Origin of the sequence: Pseudomonas sp. PS01300 (genome assembly GCF_029960155.1) — a bacterium.
Taxonomy (GTDB): Bacteria; Pseudomonadota; Gammaproteobacteria; order Pseudomonadales; family Pseudomonadaceae; genus Aquipseudomonas; species Aquipseudomonas palmensis.
Genome location: NZ_JASCPN010000052.1, coordinates 13981 through 39125, shown reverse-complemented (window position 1 = coordinate 39125; position 25145 = coordinate 13981). Strand labels below are relative to the sequence as shown.

The following is a 25145-nucleotide window of genomic DNA, read 5'->3' as shown; positions in this document are numbered from 1 at the left end:
GCGCGGGCCAGGCCCGCGCTGACCGCAGCACAACCCGGTCAACCCGGAATCAGCAAGCCACGCTGCACCGCCGGCCGCGCCAGAAACGCCTCCAGCACGCGTCGAACCTCGACGAACTCTTCGATCCGCACCAGATCCCCCGCTTCGTAGAAACCGATCAGGTTGCGCACCCACGGCAGCGTGGCGATGTCCGCGATGCCGTACTCGCCCATGATCCAGTCGCGCCCGTGCAGGCGCCGGTCCAGCACGCCCAGCAGGCGCCGCGCCTCGTCCACGTAGCGCTGCAGCGGGCGCTTATCTTCATAGGCCTTGCCGGCGAACTTGTTGAAGAAGCCCACCTGGCCGAACATCGGGCCGATGCCGCCCATCTGGAACATCAGCCACTGGATCGTCTCGTAGCGCGCAGCCGGGTCTTCAGGAAGCAGCTGGCCGGTCTTCTCGGCCAGGTACAGCAGGATCGCCCCCGACTCGAACAGCCCCAGCGGCTTACCCCCCGGCCCGTGCGGGTCGAGGATCGCAGGGATCTTGTTGTTGGCACTGAGCGAGATGAACTCGGCGCTCAGTTGATCCTCGGTGGCAAAGTCCACCTTGTGCGCCTCGTAGGCCAGGCCCGTCTCTTCGAGCATGATCGACACCTTCACCCCGTTGGGCGTGGGCAGCGAATACAGTTGCAGGCGCTCGGGGTGGCGGGCAGGCCATTTGCGGGTGATTGGGTAGGCAGAAAGATCAGTCATCGGCAGCCTCTGGTTCGGCAGTGGCGCAGGCGCGCACCATCACCCAGTCACGGTGACGTTCCGGCCCGCAGACAAAAATGGCCTCGCCCACCTGGCGGAAGCCATTGCGTTGGTAAAAGCGGATCGCCCGGCTGTTGTGTTCGTTGACCGTCAGGCGGATCGCCCCGCCCACCTGGGCCAGGGTGTCCTCAAGCAGGCGCTGGGCCGCGCCCTGGCCATGGTGCTCGGGCAGTACGTAGCAGCGGCTCAGTTCCGGCAGGCCGTCGGCCGCCTCGATACCCAGCGCCTGCGCCGCCTTGTCGATCAGGGTGTAGCCCACCACCACGCCGTCATGCTCCAGCACGCGCAATTGCTTGGCGCGGCTGATCAGGTGCAGGCAGAAGTGTTCGGGCTGAAGATGGCCTCGGATATAGGCGGCAAGCGCCTTGGCCGATGAATCGGCGGGGCTTGCCAGGGCGAAGGTCTGGCTGGCGATGTCGCTGAGGGCTTCAGCATCGGCCGGCCGGGCAGTACGGGTACTGAAAAGCATGCTGCAACATCCTGTCCAACGGGCGAACCTGCATGGTAGCCCGTTCCATCACCGACGCGACAGCACCCTACGCACTCAACGTCGCCGAAACAGCGGCCTGGGCTCGATCACCGAACGCCCGTAGAGCACGCTCATGCCCTGCAGGCCCTTGAGCGCGTCGGCTGCCGACTTGTCCTCGCGCACGGCAAAACTGTCGAAACCGCACTGGCGCATGTGGCTCAGCTGGTCGCGCAGCACATCGCCGACAGCACGCAATTCGCCCTGCCAGCCCAGCCGCGTGCGCAGCAGGTAGGCCTGGCTGTAGCCACGGCCATCGCGAAACGAGGGGAAGTCGATGGCGATCAGCGGCAGCACGCCCAGCCACAGCTGCAGCGACTCGACATCGTCATCCGGCCCCAGCCACAGCCCGTGATAACCACTGGGCTGCGCCAGCCAGCGGTGCAGCGGCAAAATCAGCGCGCCCGTCGGCAGCGGCGCCTCCTGCTCGCGCAGCAACTTCCAGCTGTCGCCCTCCACAAGCTGCGCCTGCCCTTGGCGTATCGCGATCACATTGCGCATGTGGACACCTCCGGCTGCCTGGCATAGACGCGCTCCTTGAACGGCTCCAGCCCCACCCGCGCCACGGTGTCGACGAAGGGCTCGTCGAGTTCGCGGTAGGCGCAGTAGGTGGCCACGATCTGCTCGATCACGCGGGGGATCTCGGCGGCGCTGAACGACGGGCCGATCACCTTGCCCAGTGCGCTGGCCTTGCCCTGCGCCCCGCCCAGGGTCACCTGGTACCACTCGCTGCCGTTCTTGTCGACGCCCAGGATGCCGATGTTGCCGATGTGGTGGTGGCCACAGGCGTTGATGCAGCCCGAGATGTTCAGGCTCAGCTCGCCCAGGTCGTGCAGGTAGTCGAGGTCGTCGAAGCGGCTCTGGATGGCCTGGGCGATGGGGATCGACTTGGCGTTGGCCAGCGCGCAGAAGTCGCCACCCGGGCAGGCGATGATATCGGTCAGCAGGCCGATGTTGGCGGTGCCCAGGCCCTGCTCGCAGGCCAGACGCCACAGCGGGTACAGGTCGGCCTTGCGGACATCGGGCAGGATCAGGTTCTGCTCGTGGGCGATGCGGATTTCACCGAAACCGAAGTGCTCCGACCAGTCGGCCACGTTGTCCATCTGCTCGGCGGTGAGGTCGCCGGGGGGCGCCGCCGGGCCGGGCTTGGTCGACAGCACCACGCTGGCATAGCCGGCCACCTTGTGCGGCTGCACGTTGCGCGAGACCCAGCGGGCGAAGGAGCGGTCCATGGCCAGGTGGGTGCCGTAGTCCAGGTCGCCGTCGGGCTGCGCGGCGTAGCGTGGCGGCGCGAAGCCTTCGGCTACCCGCTGGAACTCGGCTTCGGTGAGCTGCGCCGGGCCGTCCTTGATGTGTTGCCATTCCTGTTCGACTTCACGGGCAAAGGCCTCGATGCCCAGTGCCTTGACCAGGATCTTGATGCGCGCCTTGTACTTGTTGTCGCGCCGGCCATGGCGGTTGTACACCCGCAGGATGGCCTCGACGTAGGACAGCAGGTGCTCCCACGGCAGGCCCTCGCGGATCTGCAGGCCCAGGATCGGCGTGCGCCCCAGGCCGCCGCCGACCATCACCCGCAGGCGCATCTGCTGGCGCCCGTCGCGGTAAAGGTACAGGCCGATGTCGTGCATCATGATCGCTGCGCGGTCCTGGCGGGCCGAGCAGATGGCGATCTTGAACTTGCGCGGCAGGAACAGGAACTCGGGGTTGATGGTCGACCACTGGCGCAGGATCTCGGCCAGCGGGCGCGGGTCGATGATCTCGTCGGCGGCGACGCCGGCGAAGGCCTCGGTGGTGATGTTGCGCACGCAGTTGCCGGAGGTCTGGATCGCATGCATGTCGACCTCGGCCAGGCGCTGCAGGATATCCGGCACCTGGGCCAGCTCGACCCAGTTGAACTGGATGTTCTGGCGCGTGGTGAAGTGGCCGTAGCCGCGGTCGTAGTCGCGCGCGATGCTGGCCAGGGTGCGCATCTGGCGGGCGCCGAGGGTGCCGTAGGGGATGGCCACGCGCAGCATGTAGGCATGCTTTTGCAGGTACAGGCCATTTTGCAGGCGCAGTGGCAGGAATTCTTCTTCGCTCAGTTCACCGGCAGTGAAGCGCTGCACCTGGTCGCGGAACTGGGCTACGCGCTCGAACACCAGTGCACGATCGTATTCGTCGTAGTGATACATGGTCGGACCTCATCAGGGAGGCCGCTACTATGGCTTCGAGGTGTACTGGGTTACAGATTCAGGTTGGGGGGATTAATGCGGATCAGTTGACCCGGTGACGCCTGTATCGCGGGTCAAGCCCGCTCCCACAGAACGTTCACGGCCCCTCAAGTCGGTGCACAACCTGTGGACCCGCGAAGGGCCCTTACAGGCCGATAGTATCGCTACGCTTGAGCTCGCCGATCTTCTCCAGCCGCGCCCGCACGATGTTGCGGCTGATGTTGAGCAGGCGCCCGGTCTGCAGCTGGTTGCCGTGGCAATAGCGGTACGCGGTGCGAAACACCGTCTCTTCGATATGCTCGTACAAATCCTCGACGTTCTGCTCGAACAGCGCCGTCAGCGCCGCCTCCAGGCTCGGCGCCTCGGGCGTCTGCAGGCGCAGCGGCTGGGCGCTCTCCTCCTGGCGGATACCCACCGAGCGCATGTCCACCAGGTGCAGGTCGGCCGGCTGCACCACCTGCTGGCGGCACACCAGCAAGGCATGGTGAATGGCATTTTCCAGCTCGCGGATGTTGCCTGGCCAGCTGTGCCCCAGCAGCTTGCGCTCGCTCTCCAGGCTCAGGCTGGCGCGGCTGTAGCCCAGGCGCTGGCAATGCTCCTCGAGAAAGAACTCGGCCAGCGGCAGGATGTCGCCGGGGCGCTCGCGCAGCGGCGGCAGGCGGATGGTCGCCACGTGCAGGCGGTAGAACAGGTCTTCGCGAAAGTGCCCCGCCACCACCGCATCGGCCAGGTTGACGTTGGTGGCCGCCACCAGGCGCACGTTGATCGGGATCGGCGTGCGCGACCCCAGCCGCACCACTTCGCGTTCCTGGAGCACACGCAGCAGCTTGACCTGCATGTTCAACGGCAGGTCGCCGATCTCGTCGAGAAACAGCGTGCCGCCATTGGCCGCCTCGAACCAGCCCGCCTTGCTGTTGGTGGCCCCGGTGAATGCGCCCTTTTCATGGCCGAACAACTCGCTCTCTACCAGGGTTTCGGCAAAGGCGCCGCAGTTGACCGCCACGAACGGTTCGCGACCGCGCCGGCTCAACTGGTGAATATGCCGCGCCACCAGTTCCTTGCCGGTGCCGGTCTCGCCGATGATCAGGGTGTTGGCCTCGCTCGGCGCCAGGCGCTCGATACGGGCCAGCAGTTCCTGGGAGCGAGGGTCCTTGAACACCAGCACGGTGGCACGAACGGATTTGGTCAGTTCCCGGGCATGGGGATGGGTAATCAGCGACATGGTGCATTCCTGGCATTGATAGCGCCGGCCCATAGTGCACGAAACAAATTAGAACAAATAATTATTAATTCATCTTTGTATATTCCAAATTCACCTATCAGAAACCACCTGCTGAGGCGCTGCTGCCACAGCAGCAATCCGGCCCAGGGGGTTGCTTGCAAATCAGCAGCGCGGTGCTGGGCAGCGTCTGTATGAAACCAGGAAAACCCTTCTGATTCAGCAGGTTGCGTGAATATTTCAGCATCTGGCACGGCTTTCGCTCTGCACCCGGCATCATTGTTTCGCCCAAGGAAGCCCCTGATGAAATTCCCGCACTCCGTGGCCTTCGGCCTGAGCCTGCTCGCCCTCTCCTGCGCCGCCATGGCCGCCGACACCTACGCCCCCACGCCCGACCCGCTGCAGGGCGACGGGCGCGTTTCGGCGTTCTACCACTGGGAACAGGCGATCCCGGCCACCCCCGGCAGGTTGCTGCGCAGCGAGCCGCTGGAGCAGACCCTCAGCCTGCCCGGCGCGGCCAGCCAGTTGCGCATTCTCTACAGCTCCACCGACGGCATCGACGGCAAGACCCCGATCGCGGTCTCCGGCGCGCTGTTCATTCCCCAGGGCAAGGCCCCGGCCGGCGGCTGGCCGGTGGTCACCTGGGGGCATGGCACCGTCGGCGTGGCCGACATCTGCGCGCCGTCCTGGTCGGGCCGCTCGTACCGCGACGTGCAGTACCTGGCGCGCTGGCTGAACGAGGGCTATGCCATCGTCGCCACCGACTACCAGGGCCTGGGCGTGCCCGGCGGCCACCCGCTGCTGAACAACCGCATGGCCGCCTACGGCATCCTCGATGCGGCCCGCGCCGTGGTCAGCGGGGTGCCGGGCCTGGCCAACAAGGTGCTGGTGGTCGGCCAGTCCCAGGGCGGCGCCGGGGCCTTCGCCTCTGCCGCCTATGCCCCCACCTACGCCCCGGACCTGGGCCTGAAGGGCAGCGTCGGTACCGGGGTGATCTACACCGTGGGCGCCAGCAACGTGGGTGAGCAGGACCCGAACAAGGTCGACGCGTCACTGGCCTACGGTTTCTACACCCTGCTGGCCGCGCAGCAATACGACCCGAGCATCGACCCGCGCGACTTCTACACCGACAAGGCCCTGCCACTGTTCGAACAGGCTCGCACCACCTGCCTGGCGTCGCTCACCGCCGATGTGATCGGCACCGGGCTGACCCCGGCCAACACGCGCAAGGCCAACGACGGCGCACAACTCAAGCCGTGGCTGGCGCAGGTCTCCTACCCGACGCTCAAGCTTGCGCAGCCGATCTTCATCGGCACCGGCGCCGAGGACAAGACCCCCGCTGCCGTCACCCAGGTCAGCCTGATGAAGGACGCGTGCGCTGCCGGCTCGGTGGTCGAGGGCCACCTGTACAAGGGCCTGGGCCACAGCGAGACGGTCAATGCCTCGCTCAAGGACTCGCTGCCCTTCGCGCGCAAGGTGTTCAGCGATCAGCCCGTCACCCCTATCTGCAACTCCAGCGTGCAATAAGCCAGGAGCCTGCCCATGAGCATCGAATTCTTTACCCGCCTGCCGCTGCACGGTGAAACCCAGTTCCTGCCCGGCGACCCGCGCAACCGCGGCGACTGGCATGCCGACGGCGCCAGCACCGGCGCGGTGTCGGGGTTTGCGGTCGGTGACCACTTCACCTACATCGACTACCTGGGGCAGATTGCCCGGGCCGCCGAAATCAACGGCTTCGGCGGTGCGCTGATGGTCAATGCGCCGTCCGGCGAAGAGCCCTGGACGGTGTGCTCGCTGCTGGCCCGCGAAACCCGCACGCTGAAGTTCGTCACCGCGTTCCAGCCCTACCATTACACCCCGTGGGTGGCGGTGCAGCAGGCCGCCACCTACCAGCGCGCCAGCGGCAACCGGCTGGTGTGGAACATCATCAACGGCGGCTCGGACGCCCTCCAGCGCCAGGTCGGCGACCTGGCCGAGCACGACGAGCGCTACGCCCGCGCCACCGAGTTCATGGATGTGGTCAAGGGCTACTGGCACTCGGAGCACTTCCACTACGACGGGCGCTTCTACAAGGCCGAAGGCGGCGGCCTGCGCGGGCCGCAGAAAAAGGCCGAGCTGCCGCTGATCTGCACGGCCGGCTCGTCGATTGCCGCCCGCGAGTTCGCTGCAAAGCATGCCGACTTCTACCTGATGCGCGCCGAGCACCCCGACGAGATCGCCGCGCTGATCGCCGACATCCGCCAGCGTGCGCTCACGTTCGGCCGCAGCGACATCCGCTTCGGCCTGTCGATCGACGTGATCGCCCGCGAGACCGAGGCACTGGCGCTGGCCGAAGCCAAGCGCTTTTTCGACGAGGGCGTGGCCAGGGGGGCCGCCAAGGCCAAGGCGGCCCACGAAGGGCTGCGTACCGCGCGCAAGCTCAGCTACGAGGAGGACTACCGGCCCGAGCACGACGAGCGTGGCTTCGACGATTTCTTCATCTACCCCAACGTGTGGTCGGGCTTCAGCCACATCGGCATCCCGCCGGGCCTGGCGCTGGTGGGCAGCTACGCCAACGTGGTGGCGCGCATTCGCGAGTACAACGCGCTGGGCATCGACCTGTTCTTCCTGGCCGGCTACCCGCACCTGGAAGAAGCCTACCGCCTGGGCGAGCACGTCCTGCCGCACTTTCGCGGTGAACGGCAGGCGCTGAGCCTGCCCGTGCAGGCCACCGCGCAGTTGCGCGCGGCAGGAGCCTGAGCCATGAACCCCAACCACTACAGCCGGCGCCAGTTCATCGGCCAGGGCCTGGCCATGGGCGGCGGCCTGCTGCTGGGCACCAGCCTGCTCAGCGGCTGCGGCCCGGATGACGCCCCCGCCCCCGCCGCCGGGGTTGCCCAGCCGCGGCACGGCGGGCGCCTGCGCCTGGGCATCCTGGACGGCGGCCAGACCGGCAACCTCGACGCCCACAAGCCCATCGGCAGCGGCATCGTGCGCGGCTTTGCGCTGTACAGCAAACTGTGGGAATGGGACGAGCAGATGCAGCCGCGCCTGGCCCTGGCCGAGTTCGCCGAGGCCAGCAGCGACGCGCGCAGCTGGACCCTGCGCCTGCGCCAGGGCCTGGAATTCCACAACGCCAAGACCATCGATGCCGACGACCTGATCTTCTCGATCCGCCGCCTCACCGACCCGCAGCTGGCTTCGCCCTACGCCGCCTTGCTGCACTGGGTGGACCGCGACAACCTGGTCAAGCTCGACAACCGCACGGTGCGCCTGAGTTTCAAGGACGGCCGCAGCTTCCTGCCACTGCCGGAAACCTGGGTGAATTTCGGCGGCATCGTGCCGGTGGACTATCACCCGGTCACCAACCCGGTCGGCGCAGGGCCCTACCGGTTCAAGAGTTTCACCCCCGGCCAGCGCTCGGTGTTCAGCCGCTTCGAGAACTACTACAAGGCCGGCAGGCCGTATGCCGATGAACTGGAGATCATCGACTTCAAGGACCAGGTCTCGCGCCTGGCCGCGCTGCGTGCCGGGCAGATCGACATGGCCAACGGCATGCCCAGCGAGCAGTTGCAGGTGCTCGAGCGCGACCCGCGGCTGAACCTGGTGACGTCGATCAGCGGCAACTGGCTGTCGTTCGAAATGAACACCAGCAAGCCGCCATTCAACGACCCGCGGGTGCGCGAGGCACTGCGCCTGCTGGCCGACCGCGACGAGCTGGTGCGCCGCGCCCTCAACGGCCAGGGCCGCGTGGCCAACGACCTGTACGCCCCGTTCGACCCTACCTTCAACCACGCCCTGCCCCCGCGTGCCCATGACCCGCAGCGCGCCGCGCAACTGCTGCGCGAGGCTGGCCAGGAACACCTGCAGGTGGAACTGGTGACCACCGCCGGGCCGGCGCTGGCCTCGGCGCTGGTGCTGGCCGAGCAGGCCAGGCGCATCGGCGTGACCCTCGATGTGCGCCAGGTCGACAGCGCCACCTTCAACGGCCCGCAGCAGGACCAGTGGCTGCTGAGCACCGGCGGCACCATCGGCGCGCCGTTCCTGGCCAGCGCCATGCACACCGACGCGCCGTTCGCGGTGGCCAACAAGACCCACTTCGACGACCCGCAGTTCACCCAGCTGTTTCTGCAGGCCATGGCCCAGCCGGACCTGGCCAGGCGCACCGCACTGGTCCACCAGGCGCAGCAGATCCAGTACGACAAGGGCGGCCTGCTGATCTGGGGCTACGCCAACCTGCTCGATGCGTTTTCACGCAAGGTCGGCGGCGCGGCGCCGGAGCAGACGTTGTTCAGCACCTGGCGTTTTGAAAACCTGTGGTTGAACAACGCCGCCTGAGCGCTCTGAAAAGTACAAGCGCACCCCTGTAAAAGGCATTTTTCCGTTACACCGCTACCGCCATCATGGCGGCAGCGGCGCTTGCCGCGCCTAACAACAAAAACGGAAAAATGCCATGTCAGCGCACGCCCGCCTGCCGTTGGCGGTACTCGCCCGGCGTCACCTGCGCATAGCGCAGGAAAAACCGGCTGAAGTACGCCGGGTCCTTGAAGCCCAGGCTGTAACAGATCTCGTTGGCCGAACTGCCGGTGAACAGCAGCAGGCGCTTGGCTTCCTGCATCAGGCGCTCCAGGATCAGGCGCTTGGACGGCAGGTCGGCGATACGCCGGCACACGTCATTGAGCCGCGCCTCGGTCACCCCTACCCCCAGCGCATAGCGCGACAGCGGCCAGTGCTCCAGGTAATGCGCCTCGATCAGCTCGTTGAAGCGGTGGAACACCTGCAGGTCCTCATGCCGGGTCTGGCGCGCCGGCAGCGAGCGCGCACACAGGCGCAGCAGGCTGAGCATGATCAGCCGGGTCAGGCTGTCCAGCGCCGGGCCACGGCCCACCTGCGCGGCATTGATCTCGCGGTGCAGCTCGTCGAACAGCAGCACCAGGCGCCGCGCTTCGTCGGCAAACCGTCCCTCCAGCCCGCTCAGCGCCACGCACGCCGGCGCCACCTGCGGCCCAGGCGCCAGCGCAGGGTCGGCTTCGAGCAGTTGCCATACCAGTTGCTGGCGCACGGTCAGCACGTGGCCATCGGCGTCGGGCTCGGTGACGAACGAGTGCGGGATGGTCGGCGGGGTAAGGAAGAACATCGGCCCCGACTCCACGTACTGCTGGTCGTCCAGGTACACCCGCACCGTGCCGCTCTTGACGTAATGCACCTGAAAGTAGCGGTCGTGGCGGTGCACCGGCATGTTGCGGCCGAAAAAGCCGGCCAGGTTGCCGAGCTTGTCGTAGTGCACCTCGGCATCGCTGTACCGCTGGTCGTAGACCTGCCCGATGTTGATGTTGGGAATCGGCGTGCGTTCGTTCATGACGGGGTTTCCTGCTGTGTTCTTGTTCTGCCGGCAGCTTAACGCCTGACACGCGCCGCTTGCCTTTCGTTAACATCTTAATTATAACGTTAACACATTAACGATTTGTCCCGCAGGGTGCTTGCCGCCCTGCCCTTGCCAGGAGAAGAGCATGAGCCGTGCCCTGCACGACGTTGCCACCGGCACCCTGTTCGGCGTTGCGCTGAACTACCAGGGGTTGCTGAACCAGCGTCTCGCCGAATTCGAACAGGCGCCGTACCAGAAGCCCCCGGTCAAGCCGGTGCTGTTCATCAAGACCCCCAATACGCGCAACCGCCATGGCGCCCCGGTGGTGTACCCGCAAGGTGTCGAACGCCTGCAGCCGGGCCCGGCGCTGGGCGTGGTGATCGCCAAGCGCGCCAGCCGCGTGAGCGTCGAACAGGCCCTGGAGCACGTGGCCGGCTACACCATCGTCAACGAGTTCAGCCTGCCCGAAGACAGCTACTACCGCCCGGCGGTCAAGGCCAAGTGCCGCGATGGTTTCTGCGTACTCGGCCCTGAGCTGGTGCCGACCGCGCAGGTGGCCGACCCGCATCAGCTGGCCATCGAGCTGTTCGTCAATGGCGAACTGCGCCAGCACAACAGCACCGCCAACCTGGTGCGCAACATCCCGCAGCTGATCGCCGAGATCAGCGAGTTCATGACCCTGCACGCAGGCGACGTGCTGATTACCGGCACCCCCGAAGGTCGCGTGGACGTGCTGCCAGGCGATCAGGTCGAGGTCCGGATCAGCGGCCTGGGCCGCCTGGCCAACCCGATCGTGGCCGAACAGGAGCAACGCTGATGAAACACGCCCGTATCCGTTACCAGGGCCAGGACCACGCCGTGACCGTGGAAGATGGCAACAACGTGCGCCTGGCCGATGGCCGCCTGCTCGCCGAGCACGAGGTGCAGTGGTTGCCGCCGGCCACCGGCAGCATGTTCGCGCTGGGCCTGAACTACGCCGACCACGCCGCCGAACTGGCCTTTGCCGCACCCACCGAGCCGCTGGCCTTCGTCAAGTCGCCCGGTACCTACACCGGCCACAACCAGGTCACCTGGCGCCCGGACAACGTCAAGTACATGCACTACGAGTGCGAGCTGGTGGCGGTGATCGGCAAGCCGGCGCGCAACGTCAGGCGCGAGGACGCGCTGCAGTACCTGGCCGGCTACACGGTGTGCAACGACTACGCGATCCGCGACTACCTGGAGAACTACTACCGCCCCAACCTGCGGGTGAAGAACCGCGACGCCACCACCCCGGTGGGCCCGTGGATGGTCGATGTGGCCGATGTGCCGGATGCGTCCAACCTCACCCTGCGCACCTGGATCAACGGTGAGCTCAAGCAGCAGGGCAGCACCCGCGACATGATCTTCGACATCCCCTACCTGATCGAATACCTGTCCAGCTTCATGACCCTGCAACCGGGCGACATGATCGCCACCGGCACCCCCGAAGGCCTGGCCGACGTGGTGCCGGGTGATGACGTGGTGGTGGAAGTGGAAGGTGTCGGCCGCCTGGTCAACCGCATTGTCAGCGAAGCCGAGTTCTTCGCCCTGAACCCGCAAGAGGCATGAACCCGATGATCAAGCACTGGATCAATGGCCGTGAGGTCGAAAGCAAGGACGTCTTCGTCAACTACAACCCGGCCACCGGCGAGGCCATCGGCGAAGTCGCCAGCGGCGGCGCCGAAGAAGTTGCCCAGGCAGTTGCAGCAGCCCGGGAGGCGTTCCCCAAATGGGCCGGCACCCCGGCCAGGGAGCGTGCGCGGCTGATGCGCAGGCTGGGCGAGCTGATCGAGCAGAACGTGCCCCGGCTGGCCGAGCTGGAAACCCTGGATACCGGCCTGCCGATTCACCAGACCAAGAACGTGCTGATCCCGCGGGCCTCGCACAACTTCGACTTCTTCGCCGAAGTGTGCACGCGCATGGATGGCCACACCTACCCGGTCGACGACCAGATGCTCAACTACACCCTGTACCAGCCGGTCGGCGTGTGTGCGCTGGTGTCGCCGTGGAACGTGCCGTTCATGACCGCCACCTGGAAGACCGCGCCCTGCCTGGCCCTGGGCAACACGGCGGTGCTGAAGATGAGCGAACTGTCGCCGCTGACCGCCAACGAACTGGGCCGCCTGGCGGTAGAGGCCGGCATCCCCAATGGCGTGCTCAACGTGATCCAGGGCTACGGCGCCACCGCAGGCGATGCCCTGGTGCGTCACCCGGACGTACGCGCCATTTCGTTCACCGGCGGCACCGCCACCGGCAAGAAGATCATGCAGACCGCGGGCCTTAAGAAGTACTCGATGGAACTGGGCGGCAAGTCGCCGGTGCTGATCTTCGAGGACGCCGACCTCGAGCGCGCGCTGGACGCTGCGCTGTTCACCATCTTCTCGCTCAACGGCGAGCGCTGCACCGCCGGCAGCCGCATCTTCATTCAAGAGAGCGTGTACCCGCAGTTCGTGGCCGAGTTCGCGGCGCGGGCCAGGCGCCTGATCGTGGGCGACCCGCAAGACCCCAGGACCCAGGTCGGCTCGATGATCACCCAGGCCCACTACGACAAGGTGACCGGCTATATCCGCATCGGCATCGAGGAAGGCGCCACCCTGCTGGCCGGTGGCCTGGAGCGCCCGGCCAACCTGCCGGCGCACCTGGCGCGCGGGCAGTTCATCCAGCCCACGGTGTTTGCCGACGTGAGCAACAGCATGCGCATCGCCCAGGAGGAGATCTTCGGCCCGGTGGTGTGCCTGATCCCGTTCAAGGACGAGGCCGAGGCACTGAAGCTGGCCAACGACACCGAGTACGGGCTGGCCTCGTACATCTGGACCCAGGACATCGGCAAGGCGCATCGCCTGGCCCATGGCATCGAGGCCGGCATGGTGTTCATCAACAGCCAGAACGTGCGTGACCTGCGCCAGCCGTTCGGCGGGGTGAAGGGCTCCGGTACCGGCCGCGAAGGTGGCCAGTACAGCTTCGAGGTGTTTGCCGAGATCAAGAACGTGTGCGTGTCGATGGGCAGCCACGCCATTCCGCGCTGGGGCCTCTAAGCGCATCGCGGGTCAAGCCCGCTCCTACAGGGACCGCAATGATCCTTGTGGGAGCGGGCTTGACCCGCGATGGCGAACTCACTGACCCACCACAAGAACAACAGATCCAGGAGTACCCCACCATGGGCGAAGTCGTCCTCGCAGCCAAAGTCTGCCACGTCCCCTCGATGTACCTGTCCGAACTGCCCGGCAAGCACCACGGTTGCCGCGAGGCCGCCATCGCCGGCCACAAGGAGATCGGCCGCCGCGCCCGCGAACTGGGCGCCGACACCGCCGTGGTGTTCGATGTGCACTGGCTGGTCAACAGCGGCTACCACATCAACTGCGGCGAGCACTTCAAGGGCACCTACACAAGCAATGAACTGCCGCACTTCATCAAGAACATGGACTTCGAGTACCCCGGCCTGCCGGCACTGGGCGAGTTGATCGCACAGGAGGCCAATGCCGCCGACGTGCGCACCCTGGCCCACAACATCCCGAGCCTGGAGCTGGAATACGGCACCCTGGTACCGATGCGCTACATGCACATGGACGTGCCCGCCGCCGACAGACTCAAGGTGGTGTCCATCGCCGCCTGGTGCGCCTGGCACCGCCTGGAAGACAGCTTCACGTTCGGCGCCGCCGTGCGCCGGGCCATCGAGAAGAGCGACCGCAAGGTGCTGGTGCTGGCCTCCGGCTCGCTCTCGCACCGCTTCTCGGACGACCGCAACGCCGAGGCCAACATCCACAACTGGACCCGCGAATTCGACAAGCAGATGGACCTGCGCGTGGTGGAACTGTGGAAGCAGGGCCGCTTCAGGGAGTTCTGCGCGATGCTGCCCGACTACGCCAGCCACTGCTACGGCGAAGGTGGCATGCACGACACCGCGATGCTGCTGGGCCTGCTTGGCGGCGCCGACTACGACAGGCCGGTGGAGGTGCTGACCGAGCCGTTCGGCAGCTCCGGCACCGGCCAGATCAACGCCATCTTCCCCGTCTGACCGCGCCAAGGAGCCCAGGATGCCCCACTTCATCGCCGAGTACACCGACAACCTCCAAGCCCAGGCCGACCTGCCCGGCCTGTTCGAAAAGGTTCACCACTGCCTGGGCGCCACGGGCGTGTTCCCGCTGGGCGGCATCCGCAGCCGTGCGGTGCGCCTGGACACCTGGCGCATGGCCGACGGGCAGCACGACTACGCCTTCGTGCACATGACCCTCAAGGTCGGCCACGGGCGCGACCTGGCCACCCGCGAACAGGTGGCCAAGGCCCTGTTCGCGGTGATCACCGAGCACTTTGCCGACCTGCAGAGCCAGCGCCTGCTGGCCCTGTCGTTCGAGATGATCGAGCTGCACCCGCAACTGAACTTCAAGCAGAACAACGTGCACGCGTTTCTGAACCAGCAGCAGCCGGGCTGAACCCGGCCCTGCGCTCCCCCATCGGCCCTCTGACCAAAAAGAACAAGATCATGAGCACAGCCAATACCGCCGCATCGGCCAGCCTTGCCCAGCACGACTCCACCCACGGCACCGTCACCTGGCGGCTGATGCCGCTGCTGCTGGTCTGCTACCTGTTTGCCCACCTGGACCGCATCAACATCGGCTTCGCCAAGATGCAGATGAGCAGCGACCTGCACTTCAGCGACACGGTGTACGGCTTCGGTGCCGGCCTGTTCTTCATCGCCTACGCGCTGTTCGGCGTACCCAGCAACATGGCCCTGGACCGGGTCGGCCCGCGGCGCTGGATCGCCACCCTGATGATCGTGTGGGGCGCGCTGTCCACCGGCATGCTGTGGGTCGAGTCGGCCTCGGGCTTCTACGTGCTGCGCTTTCTGCTGGGCGTGGCCGAGGCCGGGTTCTTCCCCGGCATCCTGGTGTACCTCAACCGCTGGTACCCGGCCCGGCGCCGTGGCCAGATCACCGCGCTGTTCGCGATTGCCGTGCCGATGGCCGGGGTGATCGGCGGGCCGCTTTCGGGCGGCATCCTGGAACTGTTTCACGACGCCGCCGGCCTGCGCGGCTGGCAGTGGATGTTCCTGATCGAAGGGGCCCCGGTGATGCTGCTGGGCCTGGTGGTGCTCAAGCGCCTGCCCGACAGCTTCGAGCACGTCAGCTGGCTGGATGCCGGCCAGAAGCAGCACCTGCGCGAGCAACTGGCCAGCGAAGAGCAACGCAAGTCGATCACCTCGTTCGGCGGCATCCTGCGCAACCGTCAGGTATGGCTGCTGGTGGCGGTGTACTTCGCGGTGATGCTGGCGGTCAACACCCTGGCCTTCTGGATGCCGACCCTGATCCACGGCGCCGGTATCGGCAGCGACGGCCGCGTGGGCCTGCTCAGCGCCATCCCTTACCTGGCCGGCTGCCTGTTCATGATCGCCTGCGGGCGCTCGTCCGACCGCCAGCGCGAGCGGCGCTGGCACCTGTGCGTGCCGCTGCTGATGTCGGCACTCGGCATCGCCGTGGCCGGGCTGGCCCCGGGCAACCCGCTGATGGTGCTGGGCGGCCTGATCGTCGCCGGCATGGGCGCCAGCGCCGCCCTGCCGATGTTCTGGCAGCTGCCGCCGGCGTTTCTGTCCAACACCACGCAGGCGGCCGGTATCGCGCTGATCAGCTCGTTCGGCAGCATCGCCTCGTTCCTTGCGCCCTACCTGATCGGCTGGATGCGCGACACCACCCACAGCGCCAGCCTTGCGCTGTACGTGCTGGCCCTGTTCATCGCCCTGGGTGGCCTGCTGGTGCTGCGCACCCGGGCTGCCATCGTCAACCCCCAGTAAGAGATGCCGAACATGCTCGACCCTAGCCAGATCCTTCAAGCCGCCGCCCAGCTCGACCGCGCCGAGCGCAACCGCGAGCAGGTGCGCCAGTTTTCCCTCGACCACCCGGCCATCGGCATCGAGGACGCCTACGCCATCCAGCGCGCCTGGGTGGCGCAGAAGATCAAGGACGGGCGCAAGCTGGTCGGGCACAAGATCGGCCTGACCTCGCGCGCCATGCAGGTGTCGTCCAACATCACCGAGCCGGACTTCGGCGCGCTGCTCGACGACATGTTTTTCGACGAAGGCAGCGACATCCCCTTCGAACGCTTCATCGTGCCGCGGGTGGAGGTGGAGCTGGCGTTCATCCTCGGCAAACCCCTCAAGGGGCCCAATGTGACCCTGTTCGATGTACTGGATGCCACCGAATGGGTGATCCCGGCGCTGGAGATCATCGATGCGCGCATCCAGCAGGTGGACCCGCACAGTGGCGCCACGCGCAAGGTGTTCGACACCATCTCCGACAACGCCGCCAATGCCGGGGTGGTGATGGGTGGGCGCGCGGTGCGCCCGGGCGACATCGACCTGCGCAAGGTGCCGGCGGTGCTGTACCGCAACGGCGTGATCGAGGAATCCGGGGTGTCGGCGGCGGTGCTCAACCACCCGGCCAAGGGCGTGGCGTGGCTGGCCAACAAGCTGGCGCCGTATGACGTGGTGCTGGAGGCCGGCCAGGTGATCCTGGGCGGTTCGTTCACCCGGCCGGTGGCCGCCAACCCCGGCGATACCTTCCATGTCGACTACGACATGCTCGGTTCCATCGCCTGCCGTTTTGTCTGACCTTCGGAGACTGCCATGCACCTGCCTGTGAACCGTTTCAAACAACGCCTGGCCAGTGGCGAGCCGCAGATCGGCCTGTGGCTAGGGCTGGCCAGCGCATATTGCGCGGAGCTGGCGGCCAATGCCGGCTTCGACTGGCTGCTGATCGATGGCGAGCATGCGCCCAACGACCTGCGCGGCATGCTCGCGCAGCTGCAGGCGGTGGCGCCCTACCCTGGCGAGGCGATCATCCGCCCGGTGATCGGCGACACCGCGCTGATCAAGCAGGTGCTGGACATCGGCGTGCAGACGCTGCTGGTGCCGATGGTGGAAAGCGCGGCCCAGGCCGGCGAGCTGGTGCGCGCCATGCGCTACCCGCCGCTGGGCGTGCGCGGGGTGGGCAGTGCACTGGCGCGGGCGTCGCGCTGGAACAGCATCCCCGGCTACCTGGACCAGGCCGATGCGCAGATGTGCCTGCTGGTGCAGATCGAGAGCGTCGAGGGGCTGGCGCAGCTGGACCGGATTGCGGCCGTGGAGGGGGTGGACGGGGTGTTCATCGGCCCGGCCGACCTGAGTGCGTCGATGGGGCACCGGGGCAATCCGGGGCACCCTGACGTGCAGGCGGCAATCGAAGACGCGATCGTGCGGATTCAGCGTGCGGGCAAGGCGGCCGGGATTCTCAGCGCCGATGAAGCGCTGGCGCGCCGCTACATCGAACTGGGCGCGGCGTTCGTGGCGGTGGGGGTGGATACCACGGTGCTGATGCGCGGGTTGCAGGGGTTGGTGGGCAAGTTCAAGGGTGAGGCGGCACCTGTCGACAAGGCTGGCGGGGTGTATTGATCTGACGGGCCTCTTCGCCGGCAAGGCCGGCTCCTACACAGGCTGCGGTGTCTGCAGGAGCCGGCCTTGCCGGCGAATGAGTTAGCGCCGTACTTGCTTCAGTTCTTCCAGCAACCCCAGCAACTGCTGCAGCTTCTGTTCACCGAACTGGTCCTGCAGCTGCTGGTAGTTGGCCTCCATGCTCTGGCTCATGGAGTCGAAACACGCCACGCCCTTGTCCGCCAGCTTGACCAGCACCCGCCGCTGGTCCTGCTCGGCCTTGCGCCGGCATACCAGCCCCGCCGCCTCCATGCGCACCAGCACACCGGTCATGCTCGGCTTGAGGATGCACGCCTGTTCGGCCAGCCGGTAGATCTCCAGCTCGCCCTGCTGGCTGAGGATACGAATGACCCGCCACTGCTGCTCGGTCAGGCCATGCTGGTTGAGCGAGGGGCGGAAGAAACTCATTGCCGCCTCGCGGGCTTGCAACAAGGTAAGAGTCAGCGAAACACGAGGTTTGGACATGGAAGGCTACGGTCATCAGGTTATTTGTTAACACTTTAACAAAGAAGCCGGCGGCCACCTACCCGCCTGCGCAGCGCTGGCACCCGCGGTCAAGGCACGCGGCACGCAGGATCAAGACACGCCACCCCGCCAAGCCCCCTAATAGGCCTCGAAAGCTCCTCCACTTTTCAGGCTGCGCCATGATCACGATCGAAACGCCGACCTACTACACGGCAACCAAGAAATACAACCTGAGCTTCCCGACCCTGGAACACGATGAAGACGCGGACGTGGTCATCATCGGCGGCGGGTTTTCCGGCATCAACACGGCGCTGGAGCTGGCCGAAAAGGGCATCACCAACATCGTCGTGCTCGAGGCCCGCTACCTGGGCTTTGGCGGCACCGGGCGCAACGGCGGGCAGATCATGGCCGGCATCGGCCACGACCTTGAAAAGATCAAATCAGCCGTGGGCGAAGATGGCCTGCGCCAGATCTTCGAGATCAGCGACCTGGGCGCCGACATCATCAAGCAGCGCATCGCCCGGTACGCCATCGATGCCGACTTCTGCCACGGCTATGGCTACATGGGCTTCAATGCCCGCCAGGAGAAAACCCTGCGCGCCTGGGAGAAAGACTTCAAGTCGGTGAATTCCCAGCACGAGATCCGCTTTCTGGGCGGCAGCGAGGTCAGCCAGATCATCGGCTCCAACGCCTACGGCAGCGCCCTGCTGCACATGGGCGGCGGGCATGTGCACTCGCTCAACCTGCTGCTGGGCGAGGCCAAGGCCGTGGCCGGGCATGGCGTGCGCATCTTCGAGAACAGCCCGGCGCTGCAGGTGCAGTACGGCGAGCGCATCACCGTGCGCACCGGCCGCGGCTCGGTACGCGCCAGCAAGCTGCTGTGGGCCTGCGACAGCTTTCTGAACAGGCTTGAACCCGAACTGCACCGCTCCACCATCAACACCTACGCCTTCCAGATGATGACCGAGCCGCTGCCAGAGGAGCTGATCCGGCGCATCAGCCCGATTCGCGGCGCCTACAGCGACATCCGCCCGGTGATCGACTACTACCGCGTGACCAACGAGAACCGTCTGCTGTTCGGCGCCGCGACGCCGCTGGTGGAGCATATCCCCCGCGACCTCAAGGCCTGGAACCGGGCTTTGATGCTGAAGATCTTCCCGTACCTGAAGGACGTGAAGATCGACCTGGCCTGGGGTGGCCCGATGGCCTGCAGCCCCAACCTGTTCCCGCAGGTCGGCACCCTGCCCGGGCGCAGCAATGCGTTCTACGTGCAGGGCTACTCCGGGTTCGGCGTGACGCCCAGCCACATCATCTGCAAGGTGCTGGCCGAAGGCATGAGCGAAGGCTCGGCCCGCTATGACCTGGTCAGTTCGATCCCGCGCCCGACAATTGTCGGCAAGGACCATATCCGCCCGCTGCTGCTCACGGCCGGCAAATCCTGGCACCAGCTGTCGGGGTACTGGAATGGCCGGCGCTGACCCCCCTTTTTTTCCACTGTTCAAGGAACACTGCCATGACCCTGACTGCACTCAAGCACAACATCCAGCTCGGCGAACTCGACGCCTGGGGCACCGTTGCCGACCTGGGCTCGGAGATTCTCGAAGGCGAGGTGCGTGCCTTCGGCAAGATGACCTTCGGCGCGCCGACCGACGCGCTCAGCAGCGCCTACTTCGGTACCACCCAGGGCAGGTTCCGCATGGTCTATCCGTTCAACGAGCAGGCCACGGTGATGACCGGCCAAGTGCGCCTGACCGATGAAAGCACCGGGCAGAGCACGCTGTACAAGGTGGGCGACAGCTGGTTCGTGACCAAGGGCACGCCGGTGCTGTGGGAGGTGCTGAGCGAGAGCTTCGTGAAGCATTACCTGGCGGTGGCCTGACGGGCCTCATCGCGGGTCAAGCCCTCTCCCACAGGTTGTTGTGATCCTGTGGGAGCGGGCTTGACCCGCGATGAGGGCACCACGATTTATCCGGCTGCGTTCAAAGCATCCCCGAACACCACCCACATCGCCCGCAACCGCCGCGCGTACGCCTGCGGCCCGGCATAGATCAGCTCTACATTCAGGCTGTCCACCACCCCCAGGTACGCGTCCACATACACCCCCCGCCGCGCCACCGGCACCTGCGGCAGGCACGTGCCCAGCGCCTGCTCGAACACCTCGCCCAGCCGCGCCAGGTACCCCTCGAAGCCTGCCGAGATGATCGGCCGCAGCGCCGCCGGCGGAAAGAACGCGGTACGCAGCAGAAACCGCAGGTGCGCCGACTGCTGATAGCGCTCACCCAGGCAGTGGGCATAGCCGGCCCCCGGCAATGCGTCGTCGCACTGCGCAAAGCACTGCTCCACATACAGCCGCTCGGCCTCCACCGCACGCTCGAACACTGCCTCGAACAGGTCGTCCTTGCTGCTGAAGTGCGCATACAGCGACGGCTTGCGCATGCCGGCCGCCGCCGCGATGTCGTTGAGCGAGGCGGCATCGTAGCCATGTTCGGCAAACTGCTCGACCGCGATCGCGCAGACCTTCTGCGCCGAAGGCGTGAGGGTTCTCATGCAGGGTTCTCCCGTATCAATGCCCGGCCAGGCTGCTCGCCTCGACCGGCGCGTGCCGGGTGCAGGCGCGCACCAGCAGCGCCACGACAACACCCGAAATCACCAGCAGCGACGCCCAGTGCGCCGCGCCCAAAGGCGCCATGATGCCCGACAACGGCGTGGCGAACGACGAAATGATCAACTGGAAGGCGCCCAGCAAGGCCGCCGTGGAGCCCAGCGCGCGGCTTTGCGAAGACATCACCAGCGACATCAGCGTGGCCTCGAGAATGCCCAGGCCGAACATCGCCAGCGCCATGCCGGCAACGATGCCGGCCAGCCCCGCCGCGCTCAGGGCCCCTGCCAGCACCACCAGGGAACCGATCAGCAGGCACCCCGCACCGGCCTTGGCCAGGCGCAGCAGGCCCTTGCGCGCCACCAGCCGACCCGCCGCGATGGCGCCGAGCAGAATTGCCACCCCGGTGGCGCCGAACAGCGTGCCGAAGGCTTGCACCGACAGGCCGAAGTGGGTCTGGTAGACGAACGCCGCACCGCCGATGTAGGCAAACAGAAAGAAGAACACCGCCGCCAGCGCCAGCGCCGGGCGCAGGAACTGGCCATCGCTGCCGATGCGCAGGTAGGTGCGCAGGATGTCCCGCGGCTGCCAGGGCTGGCGCTTGTCGGCGGCCAGGGTTTCCTTGAGCACCCAGGCCGAGTTCAACAGCACCAGCACGCCGAGCCCGGCCAGGGTGAGCATGATCGCGCGCCAGCCAAGGTGCGCCCCCACAAAACCGCCCAGCGCCGGTGCGAGCACCGGCGCCAGGCCCTCGACGGTCATCAGCAGGGCGAAGATTTGCGCGGCGCGCGCCCCTTCGGCCACATCGCGGACCATGCTCATGATCACCACCAGGGTCAGCGCACTGCCCAGGCCCTGGACAAAGCGCGCCGCCAGCAGGGTTTCGAGGCTGGGCGCCTGGGCCGCGGCCAGCGAACTGAGCACGAACACCAGCAGCCCGGCCAGCAGCGGCCGGCGCCGGCCCAGGGTGTCGACCAGCGGGCCGAACAGCAATTGACCGGCGCCCATGGCCAGCAGAAACACCGTCAGCGTCAGTTGCACCCCGGCATAGGTCGCGCCGTACTCGGCGGCGATGCTCGGCATGCTGGCCAGGTACATGTCGATGGCCGACGGCCCCAGGGCGCCGATCAGCGCCAGGGACACGGCAAATTTCACGTGGGGGGACTGCGGGGTGTGCATAGCTCGAATCCACAAAAAGGTCACAGGTCTGGCTGCCGAATGCCAACCTACCGACCGGTAGGTAGCCAGAACATGCGAGCCTATACACTGTGCCCCGCAGGGTCAAGCCAGTGGTTTATCAGGCCGGGCCGGCCAGGCTATGGGAGCGGTAGTCCTTGGGCGAGCGTTCGAACTGTTTCTTGAACGAGCGGCTGAAGTGCGCCGAATCGGTGAAGCCCCATTTGTAGGCGATGGTGGTGATCGACTCGGTCTTGAGGATCGGGTTGGCCAGGTCGTCGGCGCTTCGTTGCAGGCGCGTGCGCTGGATGTAGCGGCACACGCTGTCGCCCTGCTCTTCGAACAGGCGGTAGAGGTGGCGCACCGAAATGTTCAGGCGGTTGGCCAGGTTCACCGGCGACAGGCCGGGCTGGCCCAGGGACTCGTCGATCACCTTCTGCACATAGCTGCGCAGGTTGGCGCCGTGCAGCGCCGCGCCCGGCTGCACCTGGTCATCGCCGCCCTCCAGGGCCGACCCCAGCAGCGACAGAAATGCACTGTGCAGGGCCTGGCCCTCGGCCAGCTCGCCCTCCCCCGGAGCGCTTTCCTTGCACAGCTGATCCATCAGCACATGCAGCATGCGCCCGCAGGCCTTGGTCTGGGAGATCTTGCCGAAGGTACGCGCATCGCCCCCCAGCTGCCGGCACACCGCCTCGCGCGAGAGCGACAGCGAGGCGTGTTCGATCAGGCCGAACGGCATGATTTCACAGGCCCCGACCGCGTCCATCAGCAGCATCTCGCCCGGTGCCAGCTGCACACTGACGCCGTTCTGGGTGACCTGGGAGAAACCGGTGCGCTGGCTGACCAGAAAGCAGTGCTGGTCGTTGTCGCGGTCGGGCTTGATGCCGTCGCGGCGGATCAGCCCGGCGTTGGTGCGCAGGTTGGCCAAGGCCAGGCCACCGCGTGACCAGGTGGAAATCTCGCCGATGAACAGCGAGCGATTGAACGCAAGTTCGGTCTCGAAATGCCCGCAAATGTGCTGCATGTCGGCATTCCAGCGGTCCAGCGCAGTGCCGGCGAGCTGATGAGTACTCATGGGTACCTCCACGATGGCATCTTGTTTTTGTTGGGCAATAGTTAACATGTTAGCTATATGCACGCAACACGTTCGTCGTCGCCAGGGTGGAAGCAGTTTTGGTGCCAGTCTGCGGGTTCAGAGGCCTTCGACAATCCGCGCCAGACCTTTCAATGCGGCCAGCAGCAGGTCAAGCTGCGCGGGGTTCAGGCTGATGTAGCGACGAAACGCCGGCATGCGGTTGACCACCTCGCTGCCGCCCATGTGCTCCAGGGTCAGGGTCCAGCAGCCGCCTGCCAGGTCCAGGTGCAGGCGCTTGAAATCCAGCGGCATCAGCGCCTGTTGCAGGGCCGGGTCGTGGGCCAGGGCCTGTTCCAGCCGCGCCTGCCAGGACTGCTCGCCACGCAGCCGGCGCCAGCGCAGGCCGCTGCGCCGCAGTGCACCGGTATGCTGCAACGCCAGCCGCGCCGTGCCCTGTTGCGGGCCGGGCACCTGCAGGCGGAACTCGCACAGCACCAGGTGCATCAGCAACTGCGACTCGGTGCGCTCACGCACCTCGAACGCCAGGCTGCCATCGGCCAGGGCGTAGCGTGCACTGCCCGGCCCCAGCACCTCGCAACCGGCCAGGCCGAGGTTGCGCTGCAGGTGCGCCAGCGTCACCCCGGGGCGGTAGCCCGAGGGCGCGCGGTCAAACAGACTTTGCCACAGTGTGGGCAGGGTATGCGCCATGCTCGACTCCCGGTTGGTGGGCAAATTCGCGCGCCAGCACCTCTTCGACCGAGGCCGGCTTGAACGGGTTGACCTTCTGCACCACCAGGGTCCAGAACAGCGCGTACACCGCCGTGGCGCCGAGCATCCAGGCGAATGGCACGTACACCTGGGCCGGGTTCATGCCCGGCGGGGTGATGAACCACATGCCCAGGCCGATGCCGACGCTCGACAGCAATTGCGGCAGCGGGAACAGCGGCGAGCGGTAGGCCCGTGGCAGGTCGGGCCGGCGAATGCGCAGGATCACCACCGACAGTGTCACCAGCAGGTAGGCGGTGCTCCAGGCACACACCGCCGCCAGTACCAGGTGCAGGATGGTGTCGGTGTTGCCGCCCAGCCACCAGGCGTGCAGGCACGGGATCAGCATCGCCACCAGAATGCACACGATGGGCGTCTTGAAGCGTGGGTGCAGGTAGGTGAAAACCCGGGGCAACGCGCCATCCACCGCCATGCCGTAGAGGATGCGCGGCACCCCGGCCATCAGGGTGTTGATGGTGGCGGCGCCGGCGAACAGAAAGCCGATGCCCAGCCACAACGGGCCGATATCGCCCATCACCTGTTGGGCAAAATGCGGAATGGCCATGGGCGTGTCCAGCAGGTGCGTGCCGCTGGCGGCGTCAAGCAGCACGTTGTCGACCTGGCGCTTCATCGCCGCGCCATAGATGAACATGCACGAGGCCACGCCCAACAGCCCCAGCGCCATGGCCCTGGGCAGGGTGCGCGCCGACTGGCGCAGGTCGGGTGCCAGCGGGGTGACGAACTCGCAGCCGACGAACATGAACATCGCCATGCCCACCAGCGACAGCACGGTGATCAGGTCGGTGCCCACCAGCGACGCGCCGAACCAGCCGTCCAGTTGCACCGCCGGGGCGGCGATCAGGCCGAGCACGCCGAACACCATCAGCGTGGTCCACATGCCGAAGGTGAGGATGATCTCGGCCTTGCTGAACACACTGATGCCGAACGCATTGAGGATGCCGAACACCACCACGAAGCCCACCCCCAGCAGCCACGAGCCACCGGCGGATTCGGCCAGGGTGTTGAGGTGTTCGAAGTTCACCAGCGCCATCACCCCGGCCAGGATGGTTTCGGCGGTGCCGGCGAACACGTGCACGATCAGGTAGGCCGACAGCGTGCCGGTGATGGCGAAGAAGCGCCCCATGCCGCAGTTGATGTAGTCGTACACCGAGCCGGTGGTGGGCAGGATGGCGGCGGCTTCGGCGAAGGTGGTCGACTGGGCGAGCATCATCAGCATGGCGATCAGCATGGCCACGGCGAACGCACCGCCGCCGATGCCGAAACCGGTGGTGGCGGTGAGGATCACCGGGCTGGCCATGATCAGGCCGATGGTGCTGGCCAGCGCGGTGGGGAACCCGACCGTGCCACGGTTCAGGTGCACGCTGAGGGTGTGGTTGAGCGACATGATGAGCGACCTCGAATGCCGTTGTTGTGGTTATGCGCCACTGTGCGCTGGCGGTTGACTGGCGTCTTGCCCGTGGCTGCCTGGGGT

Annotated in this window: 25 protein-coding genes; 13 read left to right on the top strand and 12 right to left on the bottom strand. The window is 66.5% G+C overall.

Annotated features, from left to right (window positions below):
• Positions 1–38 precede the first annotated feature (38 nt).
• The 5 genes from QMX96_RS20795 to QMX96_RS20775 all read right to left on the bottom strand — a co-directional run bounded on the left by QMX96_RS20795 (position 39) and on the right by QMX96_RS20775 (position 4752).
• Positions 39–734, bottom strand: coding sequence for a glutathione S-transferase N-terminal domain-containing protein (locus QMX96_RS20795; protein ID WP_043860045.1), 696 nt, complete (start codon positions 732–734; stop codon positions 39–41).
• Positions 727–1263: an N-acetyltransferase gene (locus QMX96_RS20790; RefSeq protein ID WP_043860046.1), complete on the bottom strand. Its 537-nt coding sequence runs from the start codon at positions 1261–1263 to the stop codon at positions 727–729. Before QMX96_RS20790 ends, QMX96_RS20795 begins: the two co-directional genes overlap by 8 nt.
• 75 nt (positions 1264–1338) lie before the next feature.
• Positions 1339–1821, bottom strand: a complete 483-nt coding sequence (locus tag QMX96_RS20785; protein ID WP_282362327.1) for a DUF934 domain-containing protein — start codon at positions 1819–1821, stop codon at positions 1339–1341.
• Positions 1809–3491, bottom strand: a complete 1683-nt coding sequence (locus tag QMX96_RS20780; RefSeq protein ID WP_100632707.1) for a nitrite/sulfite reductase — start codon at positions 3489–3491, stop codon at positions 1809–1811. Before QMX96_RS20780 ends, QMX96_RS20785 begins: the two co-directional genes overlap by 13 nt.
• 184 nt (positions 3492–3675) lie before the next feature.
• Positions 3676–4752: a sigma-54 dependent transcriptional regulator gene (locus tag QMX96_RS20775; RefSeq protein WP_282362326.1), complete on the bottom strand. Its 1077-nt coding sequence runs from the start codon at positions 4750–4752 to the stop codon at positions 3676–3678.
• A 300-nt stretch (positions 4753–5052) separates the two neighbouring features.
• Here QMX96_RS20775 and QMX96_RS20770 point away from each other — a divergent pair, with 300 nt between their 5' ends.
• Genes QMX96_RS20770 through QMX96_RS20760 form a run of 3 tightly spaced genes read left to right on the top strand, consistent with a single transcriptional unit; the run spans position 5053 to position 9066 of the window.
• Entirely contained in the window at positions 5053–6276 is a 1224-nt protein-coding gene (locus QMX96_RS20770; protein WP_282362324.1) for a lipase family protein, read from the top strand.
• Between the two features lie 15 nt (positions 6277–6291).
• Entirely contained in the window at positions 6292–7488 is a 1197-nt protein-coding gene (locus QMX96_RS20765; protein ID WP_282362322.1) for an LLM class flavin-dependent oxidoreductase, read from the top strand.
• A 3-nt stretch (positions 7489–7491) separates the two neighbouring features.
• Complete coding sequence (locus tag QMX96_RS20760) at positions 7492–9066, top strand: ABC transporter substrate-binding protein (protein ID WP_282362321.1); 1575 nt, start codon at positions 7492–7494, stop codon at positions 9064–9066.
• Positions 9067–9184: 118 nt separating this feature from the next.
• Here the strand turns inward: QMX96_RS20760 and hpaA are convergent, their stop codons facing one another.
• Positions 9185–10087, bottom strand: coding sequence for a 4-hydroxyphenylacetate catabolism regulatory protein HpaA (hpaA, locus tag QMX96_RS20755; RefSeq protein WP_043860076.1), 903 nt, complete (start codon positions 10085–10087; stop codon positions 9185–9187).
• A gap of 151 nt (positions 10088–10238) precedes the next feature.
• Between hpaA and QMX96_RS20750 the strand changes: the two genes are divergently transcribed.
• From QMX96_RS20750 to hpaI, 8 genes are all read left to right on the top strand, one after another.
• Positions 10239–10910: a fumarylacetoacetate hydrolase family protein gene (locus tag QMX96_RS20750; RefSeq protein ID WP_282362320.1), complete on the top strand. Its 672-nt coding sequence runs from the start codon at positions 10239–10241 to the stop codon at positions 10908–10910.
• Positions 10910–11683, top strand: coding sequence for a fumarylacetoacetate hydrolase family protein (locus tag QMX96_RS20745; protein WP_282362319.1), 774 nt, complete (start codon positions 10910–10912; stop codon positions 11681–11683). Before QMX96_RS20750 ends, QMX96_RS20745 begins: the two co-directional genes overlap by 1 nt.
• Positions 11684–11688: 5 nt before the next feature.
• On the top strand, positions 11689–13149 hold the full coding sequence (gene hpaE, locus QMX96_RS20740) for a 5-carboxymethyl-2-hydroxymuconate semialdehyde dehydrogenase (RefSeq protein WP_043860079.1): 1461 nt from the start codon (positions 11689–11691) through the stop codon (positions 13147–13149).
• 122 nt (positions 13150–13271) lie between these two features.
• A complete protein-coding gene (gene hpaD / locus QMX96_RS20735) occupies positions 13272–14129 on the top strand; it encodes a 3,4-dihydroxyphenylacetate 2,3-dioxygenase (protein ID WP_043860073.1) in 858 nt (285 codons plus the stop codon).
• 19 nt (positions 14130–14148) lie between these two features.
• The gene (locus tag QMX96_RS20730; protein ID WP_043860072.1) at positions 14149–14544 is read left to right on the top strand and encodes a 5-carboxymethyl-2-hydroxymuconate Delta-isomerase; all 396 of its coding nucleotides are present in this window, start codon (positions 14149–14151) and stop codon (positions 14542–14544) included.
• A 50-nt stretch (positions 14545–14594) separates the two neighbouring features.
• Positions 14595–15899 carry an MFS transporter gene (locus QMX96_RS20725; protein ID WP_043860071.1) on the top strand — a complete coding sequence of 435 codons (1305 nt, stop codon included), beginning with the start codon at positions 14595–14597 and terminating at the stop codon, positions 15897–15899.
• Positions 15900–15911: 12 nt separating this feature from the next.
• A complete protein-coding gene (gene hpaH / locus QMX96_RS20720) occupies positions 15912–16715 on the top strand; it encodes a 2-oxo-hept-4-ene-1,7-dioate hydratase (protein ID WP_282362318.1) in 804 nt (267 codons plus the stop codon).
• Between the two features lie 15 nt (positions 16716–16730).
• Entirely contained in the window at positions 16731–17534 is an 804-nt protein-coding gene (gene hpaI, locus QMX96_RS20715; RefSeq protein ID WP_088515088.1) for a 4-hydroxy-2-oxoheptanedioate aldolase, read from the top strand.
• Positions 17535–17615: 81 nt separating this feature from the next.
• On the opposite strand, the gene hpaR is transcribed toward hpaI, so the two are convergent.
• The gene (hpaR, locus tag QMX96_RS20710; RefSeq protein ID WP_043860068.1) at positions 17616–18038 is read right to left on the bottom strand and encodes a homoprotocatechuate degradation operon regulator HpaR; all 423 of its coding nucleotides are present in this window, start codon (positions 18036–18038) and stop codon (positions 17616–17618) included.
• Positions 18039–18217: 179 nt separating this feature from the next.
• On the opposite strand from hpaR, the gene QMX96_RS20705 reads away from it, so the two are divergent.
• Both QMX96_RS20705 and QMX96_RS20700 read left to right on the top strand, forming a co-directional pair.
• Complete coding sequence (locus QMX96_RS20705) at positions 18218–19516, top strand: FAD-binding oxidoreductase (protein WP_043860067.1); 1299 nt, start codon at positions 18218–18220, stop codon at positions 19514–19516.
• A gap of 35 nt (positions 19517–19551) precedes the next feature.
• Positions 19552–19917, top strand: coding sequence for a cupin domain-containing protein (locus tag QMX96_RS20700; RefSeq protein ID WP_100632703.1), 366 nt, complete (start codon positions 19552–19554; stop codon positions 19915–19917).
• Positions 19918–20003: 86 nt separating this feature from the next.
• Here the strand turns inward: QMX96_RS20700 and QMX96_RS20695 are convergent, their stop codons facing one another.
• The 5 genes from QMX96_RS20695 to QMX96_RS20675 form a co-directional block, all read right to left on the bottom strand.
• Positions 20004–20585, bottom strand: a complete 582-nt coding sequence (locus tag QMX96_RS20695) for a TetR/AcrR family transcriptional regulator (protein WP_088515091.1) — start codon at positions 20583–20585, stop codon at positions 20004–20006.
• 16 nt (positions 20586–20601) lie between these two features.
• The gene (locus QMX96_RS20690; RefSeq protein ID WP_058540260.1) at positions 20602–21816 is read right to left on the bottom strand and encodes a multidrug effflux MFS transporter; all 1215 of its coding nucleotides are present in this window, start codon (positions 21814–21816) and stop codon (positions 20602–20604) included.
• A 118-nt stretch (positions 21817–21934) separates the two neighbouring features.
• On the bottom strand, positions 21935–22888 hold the full coding sequence (gene feaR / locus QMX96_RS20685; protein WP_058540261.1) for a transcriptional regulator FeaR: 954 nt from the start codon (positions 22886–22888) through the stop codon (positions 21935–21937).
• Positions 22889–23005: 117 nt separating this feature from the next.
• A complete protein-coding gene (locus tag QMX96_RS20680; RefSeq protein ID WP_282362316.1) occupies positions 23006–23596 on the bottom strand; it encodes a DUF3156 family protein in 591 nt (196 codons plus the stop codon).
• Entirely contained in the window at positions 23556–25058 is a 1503-nt protein-coding gene (locus QMX96_RS20675; RefSeq protein ID WP_282362315.1) for an APC family permease, read from the bottom strand. Before QMX96_RS20675 ends, QMX96_RS20680 begins: the two co-directional genes overlap by 41 nt.
• Positions 25059–25145: the final 87 nt, after the last annotated feature.